At 44.3% G+C, this 6857-nt stretch carries 5 protein-coding genes and 1 riboswitch; all 5 genes read right to left on the bottom strand.

Annotated elements, in window-relative coordinates:
• Nucleotides 1-62: riboswitch (cyclic di-GMP riboswitch) on the bottom strand. This riboswitch is flagged as partial in the annotation.
• 200 nt (nucleotides 63-262) lie between these two features.
• The 5 genes from NE671_RS02235 to NE671_RS02215 all read right to left on the bottom strand — a co-directional run bounded on the left by NE671_RS02235 (nucleotide 263) and on the right by NE671_RS02215 (nucleotide 6835).
• A complete protein-coding gene (locus tag NE671_RS02235) occupies nucleotides 263-637 on the bottom strand; it encodes a RidA family protein (RefSeq protein ID WP_015525839.1) in 375 nt (124 codons plus the stop codon).
• A gap of 94 nt (nucleotides 638-731) precedes the next feature.
• On the bottom strand, nucleotides 732-2198 hold the full coding sequence (locus tag NE671_RS02230) for a serine hydrolase (protein WP_244095998.1): 1467 nt from the start codon (nucleotides 2196-2198) through the stop codon (nucleotides 732-734).
• Nucleotides 2199-2321: 123 nt separating this feature from the next.
• The gene (locus tag NE671_RS02225; RefSeq protein ID WP_173740823.1) at nucleotides 2322-4688 is read right to left on the bottom strand and encodes an ATP-dependent DNA helicase; all 2367 of its coding nucleotides are present in this window, start codon (nucleotides 4686-4688) and stop codon (nucleotides 2322-2324) included.
• 178 nt (nucleotides 4689-4866) lie between these two features.
• Nucleotides 4867-5088: an HPr family phosphocarrier protein gene (locus NE671_RS02220; RefSeq protein WP_015525837.1), complete on the bottom strand. Its 222-nt coding sequence runs from the start codon at nucleotides 5086-5088 to the stop codon at nucleotides 4867-4869.
• Nucleotides 5089-5515: 427 nt separating this feature from the next.
• Nucleotides 5516-6835: an aspartate kinase gene (locus NE671_RS02215; protein ID WP_015525836.1), complete on the bottom strand. Its 1320-nt coding sequence runs from the start codon at nucleotides 6833-6835 to the stop codon at nucleotides 5516-5518.
• Nucleotides 6836-6857 lie beyond the last annotated feature (22 nt).

Here is a 6857-nt window from a genome sequence, read left to right as displayed (position 1 = left end):
GCCATTTTACAGGCCCTATAGCTTTGCGTCCCAGACTTTCATCTGGTTTGCCGATCATCCTTATTAAGCTTTTATACGTATCCTAAAAAACTGGTTTTATTATACTACAGCGCTCTACTTTACACAAGAAAAAACATTACCGTTTTAACGCTTGAAAACACAAAAAAAGAGATTGCTCCAAAACAGAGAAAAATACTTTATCCCCACGAAAAAAAATCCCCGCTGTCTGACTGAAATCAGACAACAGGGATTTTTTATCAGATCATCCGATCGCTGCGATCACTTCTACCTCGCAGAGAACGTTCTTTGGCAGTGTCTTGACTGCAACACAGGAACGTGCAGGTTTATTTACGAAATATTTGGCATATACTTCATTAAATGCCGCAAAATCGTTCATATCTGCAAGGAAGCATACTGTCTTGATCGCATTCTCATAGCTGGAACCGGCAGCTTCCAGAACTGCTCCGAGATTCTTCATAACACGGTCAGCCTGCTCCTCGATGGTTGTGCCAACTACCTCTCCAGTTGCCGGATCCACCGGGATCTGACCGGATGTGTAAAGTGTATCTCCATGGATGATAGCCTGGGAGTATGGTCCGATTGCTGCAGGTGCTTTGTCTGTATGTACTGTCTTCATAATAGAATTCCCCTTTCATGAACATTTCGGATACTTCTCTGGCGGAAATATCCATCAGGATCTTGCTCAGCTGTTTTTTATTCTAACTCACAGATCACCCCTGGTCAAGGTCCATATTCAGATAATTATAAACAATACCGGAAATATCCCGGATATGCGAAACTGCATCCCCAGGTTTACAGTCTTCTGACATCACACAGAGGATATATGTAGTCTTTTCTCCATATACAATGGCGATATCATGCTGGTCCGTATCCGTTTCTCCAGTCTTATTTGCAATTTCCACGGACACAGATATCCCGCTGGGGATCTTAGTAGTAACCTGCTGGTTCAGAAGCAGGTTCAGCATAGCCTCCGAAGCTTCTTTCGATACACATTCTCCTTTATAGATCCGGGAAAGAAGCTCTGCGCAGTCTTTTACGGAAGTGGTGTTCCTACCACCGAGGCCGACGTCCTTTGAAGAGGACGGGCTTAAGATGTGCTGTACGGAAGTATCTGCAAATTTCTGTTCCGCAAGAAATCCATTTACAGCCTGTGCTCCGTCCTTAAAAACACCCGATGCTGTCTGCAGACGTACCAGCTCATTAAAGGATTCATTGTCACTGACTGTGATCATATTCCAGAGAAGGTCATTGACCTTTGTGGATACGAACGGATCTGTAACATCTTTTTTCATTTTTGCCGCTTCGTTCTGAAGGACTGCATCCATGTTGGCATAGGTCTGAGCCATGACAAACACTTTGATCAGACTGGCTGAGTACAGTGATTGACTGTTCTGTTCAAACTCCTGATCACTGGTCAGATCCTTTACATAAACGCTCCATGTACCCTCATAGGTTCCAAGAAGATCCGCAAGCCGTTTCTCAAGGCCATCCATTCCCAGATCTTTCGTCTCGACTTTTCCGGATTTATCCACGGAAAATCCCTCCGGAGTCTCTCCCTCTTCCTGGCGCAGAACGCCGTTTTCTCCGCCAAAATAATAATATCCGTCAAACATCTGTCCTGCAGCATTCATTTCCAGATAATGGATACCTGGATCTGTGACCATTTTTCCATATTCATCAAAATAATACAGCCCGTTGTATGTTGTTTTGTCCACCACCAGCTCATCCATATAACGTACCTGTGGAGAGGCGCTGAGTTTTCCCAGATTGTTTACCATATAACAGCCGTCAAAAGAAACTTCCTCACCGCTACCGTCTTTTGCCGGAGCCTTCAGATCGGTGATCTGGACCATATGCGAGTTTCCCGCTGTAAATTTACCGCTTTCGTCGTGATAATAATATCCATCAAAAACCGTTCCGTCGATCTCAAAATGATCAAAATAATACACTGCCGGAGTATTTTCTTTGGTTCCATCTTCATTCAGGCAGTAAAAGCCATTGCTTTTCAGAATATATTTCCCGCTTTCACCGGGAATTGGAAGTATCTGGGACTCCTCCGTAACAGAACCAAGGCTTCCCTGTGCCGTCTGCTGCACTGTTGTCGCAAAAACCGGCTGTGCGAGCATCACTGTGCTCAGACAAAATGCCAATGCTTTATATATTTTTTTTCGTCTCATATACTTCTTTCACTTTTCTTATGATCCTATTTTACAGTTTCTTGTCCTGATCCGGCATCCACACATTCCTCCAGTAATTTTCCAGATAAAGACTCTATAAGTATATCGGATTTCTCCGTTCTGTCAAGTAAACCTCTTCCAGAACGTCTCCACTGCACCTTCTACCGTATCCAGCCTGCAGCCTGTACGGTCCTGCCATTCCCTGGGAAAGATTTCCTGGTAATCCCGATCCCAGAAGCGGTCATCCAGAAGCAATATCACTCCTTTATCCTCTTTTGTGCGGATCACGCGCCCGGCGGCCTGAAGCACCTTGTTCATACCCGGATAGCGATATGCATAATCAAAACCACAGTGATTCTTTTTATCGTAATACTCTTTCAAGATCTCACGCTGACTGCCGATCTGGGGAAGTCCGGTTCCTACGATCACTGCCCCGATCAGACTTTCCCCTGTCAGATCAACACCCTCAGAAAAAATCCCTCCAAGAACACAGAACCCTACCAGGGTACCTTCCCGTTCCTGAAATTCCTCCAAAAATCCTTCCCGTTCCTGTTCTGTCATATCCGGCGTCTGACACACGCAGCGCACCCAGTCTACGGAAAATTCTTCCTCATAAACCTGCAGTACGTCTTCCATAAGACGATACGACGGAAAAAACACCATATAATTTCCCTGCCTCTGCCAGACACATCTGGCAATATATCCGGCGATCTTCCGGTATTCTGCACGATTTCTCCGGGTATACCGGCTGCTTACGTCGCTGCCGATAAGAATCCTGCGGTTTTCTTTTGGGAAAGGAGACTGCACATAAATCCCATAGGCATCACGGTCTGTTGTCAAAAGCTCCCGGTAATAGAGCATGGGAAACATTGTAGCTGAAAAGAAAATTGCACTTTTTCCTTTTTTCAGGTATTCTCCCAGATTTTCTGCCGGATTCACACAGAACAGCATCAGACGAAATCCTTCTTCTGCGCTGTTTTCGGTATATACTACATAATTTTCATCTACCAGCTCTGAAACATTTAAAAAATCACGCACTATAAAATAAAATTCCAGTATTTCCCTGCGTAGTTCTTCTTCCAGTTCTTTTTCCTCCAGTATTTCTTCCAGCTCACCTGATATCGTAAGAAATGTGATCGGCAGTACTCCGGGATTGGGCAGCACCTGATACCCTTTTCCTGTTTCCGCAAGATTCTCTTCCAGTTCCATCATCTGGCGATTTGCTTTATCCAGTGCTCTGGCCAGTTTTGAAAACCTCTTTCTTATCTTCTTTCGAAGTGCTACCAGACTCTGACGGGAAATACCGGCACTGTACATCTCTCTGCCACGTTCTACCAGATTATGTGCCTCATCGATCAGAAAAATATGATCCCCGGAAATATTTTCCCCGAAAAAACGTTTCAGATGAACATTGGGATCAAACACGTAATTATAATCACAGATGATCCCGTCTACCCAGATTGAAAGATCCAGACACATTTCAAAAGGGCACACCTGCCATTTTTCTGCATGAGCACGGATCACTTCTCTGGAATATACCTCTTCAGTGGTCCAGAGCTCATAAACCGCATCATTTACCCGGTCAAAATGCCCCTTTGCATAAGGACATTTCTCCGGTGTACATTCCGGAGTATCCTGAAAACACAGTTTTTCCTTTGCCGTGATCGCCGTTACCTTGAATTTCAGACCTTTTTCCCGCAGGATGTGAAATGCCTCCTGCGCCACAGTTCCTGTGATGGTTTTTGCGGTAAGATAAAAAAGTGTTTCACCTTTTCCCTCACCGATGGCGCGCACGGACGGAAAAATGGCAGACATGGTTTTTCCCACACCGGTAGGCGCCTGAACAAATAAGGTCTTCCCGCTGGAAACCGTATGGTACACACCACTAACAATATCCCGCTGCCCTTCTCTGTATGGAAACGGAAACTGCAGATCCTTCATGGATGCATTTCTCTCTTTTTTCCAGTTAAGAGAATATGCGATCCATTTGTGATAGGCATCCAGAAGCTTCTGATACCAGCCTTTAAGCTCCTCTATGGAAAAATCCTCACGAAATCTCCTGGTTTCTTCCGTCTCAAGATGAGCGTAGGTCATCTGAATGTGGATTTCAGAAATCCCTTCTTTTTCTCCCCAGATCATTCCGTAACACATGGCCTGGGCACGGTGGACAGGTATTGGCATGTCCATTGCCTGGACATTTCCGTAAGTCCCCTTGATCTCATCAATATAAACGGCTCCGTCCTCTGTAAAGATCCCATCTGCACGGCCCTCGACCTGAATGACCACATCGTCGTATTCACTTTCTTTTTTCAGAGAAACCTCTGCCTGATAATCGCCCTTCATACTCCGCTGTATCTTGCGGTGAAGCCTTCCGCCTTTTAACATGGCTTCCTTATCTCCGGATGTCCCACTGCTGTTATCCAGATCTCCGCTCCTCAGTATAAATTCCACAAGATTTCTGACAGAAATCCGCACTCTTGGTTTTTCCATATTTTCACTCCCGGCAGCTGCCGGAATTCCAGTCCGGCAGCTATTCTTTTTCCATGCTATACCAGGATTATACCATAAAATATGATCCGAAAGCTTCCCATAATAAAAAGGACGCATGTTCTGCTTTTCTTCTCATGAACTGCGCCCTTTTATCACCGTTTTTCTTTATTCATATTTCTCAACCTGCTGCATACTTGGAAAGAACACGATTAAAATCCTCATCTTCTCCGTAACACTTTACTGTCAGAGTCTTTGTCAGATCCAGACTCAAAAGTCCGAGGATCGACTTTGCATCAATGATAATACGGTTATAAAATACATCAATATCAAAATTACATCTGCTGGCTGCACTGACAAACTCCTGTGCACTTTTTTCATCCAGTTTGATCTGTTTCTCCATAGCTGACCGCCTGCCTTTCTGATTTTTTCATATTTCAGTTTTACACAAAAGTTAAGTTTTTGTCAATACTGTTTATTTCATATCAAACTTTTTTCGACACAATGTACAATATCTTTGTCTTTCCTTTGGAAATCCTGTTGAATTTGATTGTATTATTTTTAGATAAATCTTGGATTTTTCCAAAAAAATCCGCCGCAGGACGGTATGTTACACGTACTGCGGCGGTTTTAAATAAATCGGATATTCGGAATCCGCTTTGCTACTTCCTCATAAACAAAATCCGTTTCCGGATTTATATCAATCGGATATTCGAAATCCGCTTCGCTACTTTCTCATAAACAAAATCCGTTTCCGGATTTATATCAATCGGATATTCGGAATCCGCTTCGCTACTTCCTCATAAACAAAATCCGTTTCCGGATTTTGTTTATATCCGTGTCAGAACAAAAATATCGTAGATTGCTCTGACTGCTTTTTCGAAATCACGATTCTCTACACCGATGATGATATTCAGTTCACTGGAACCCTGGTCGATCATTTTTACGTTTACATTTGCATGGGCAAGAGCAGAGAAGATCCTTCCTGCAGTGCCTCTCTGGGATTTCATTCCACGACCAACAACTGCGATCAGTGCAAGGTCAGATTCCATCTCCACAAAATCAGGCTGCACCAGACGGTGGATACCTGCGATAACCTGCTGCTCTTTCTCCTCAAATTCGTCCTGATGAACATATACAGTCATGGTATCGATTCCGGATGGTACATGCTCAAAGCTGATTCCCTGATCTTCAAATACCTGAAGTACCTTGCGTCCGAACCCGATCTCACTGTTCATCATGGATTTCTCGATATTAATAGAGCAGAAGCCTTTCTTTCCGGCGATACCGGTAATAGTGAATTTCGGCTTCTTACAGGTGCTCTCTACGATCAGAGTACCTTTATCCTCCGGGCTGTTTGTGTTACGGATATTGATCGGAATTCCCTCTTTACGAACCGGGAAAATGGCATCCTCATGAAGAACAGTAGCTCCCATGTAGGAAAGCTCACGAAGCTCTCTGTATGTGATTGCCTCGATAGGCTCCGGATTGTGAACGATACGCGGATCTGTTACAAGAAAACCGGAAACGTCCGTCCAGTTCTCATAAATATCTGCATGGATAGCCTTTGCAACCAGGGAACCTGTCACATCAGAACCACCTCTGGAAAATGTCTTTACCGTGCCATCTGCACATGCGCCGTAAAATCCCGGAATAACCGCATGCTGGGATTTGCTGAGCTTTTTGGAAAGGAGTTTATTGGTCTCCTCCGCTTCCAGATTACCAGCTTTATCAAAACGGATCACAGAAGCTGCATCCACGAAATCATATCCAAGATATGCAGCCATGATCTTACCATTGAGAAACTCTCCTCTGGATGCCGCATACTGGATTCCTGCCTGTGCACGGAAATCCTCATCGATCTTCTTGAACTCCTCCTCAAGAGAAAGGCTCAGTCCGAGTCCCTTGATGATCTCATAATATCGCGCCTTGATCGCATTGATCTTCTCAGTGATATCCTCCCCTTTGGATGCTGCGTCATAACATCCATAAAGCATATCCGTCACTTTGATATCCTCGTCAAATCTCTTTCCCGGAGCTGACGGAACTACATAACGGCGGCTCTCATCACTGCGGATGATATCGCCCACTTTCTGGAACTGCTCCGCATTTGCAAGAGAACTTCCACCGAATTTTACAACTTTTTTCATGATAACACCTCTCACCTGTAAT

This window comes from Blautia sp. DFI.9.10, from assembly GCF_024461705.1.
Classification (GTDB): Bacteria; Bacillota; Clostridia; order Lachnospirales; family Lachnospiraceae; genus Blautia_A; species Blautia_A fusiformis.
Note: the sequence above shows the minus strand (reverse complement) of the source record. Positions and strands in the feature narration are given on the sequence as shown.

Bases quoted from the DNA above. Each gene is read 5' to 3' on its own strand.
- NE671_RS02235 (WP_015525839.1), bottom strand. From the start codon at position 637: ATGAAGACAGTACATACAGACAAAGCACCTGCAGCAATCGGACCATAC.
- NE671_RS02225 (WP_173740823.1), bottom strand. From the start codon at position 4,688: ATGGAAAAACCAAGAGTGCGGATTTCTGTCAGAAATCTTGTGGAATTT.
- NE671_RS02215 (WP_015525836.1), bottom strand. From the start codon at position 6,835: ATGAAAAAAGTTGTAAAATTCGGTGGAAGTTCTCTTGCAAATGCGGAG.
- NE671_RS02220 (WP_015525837.1), bottom strand. From the start codon at position 5,088: ATGGAGAAACAGATCAAACTGGATGAAAAAAGTGCACAGGAGTTTGTC.
- NE671_RS02230 (WP_244095998.1), bottom strand. From the start codon at position 2,198: ATGAGACGAAAAAAAATATATAAAGCATTGGCATTTTGTCTGAGCACA.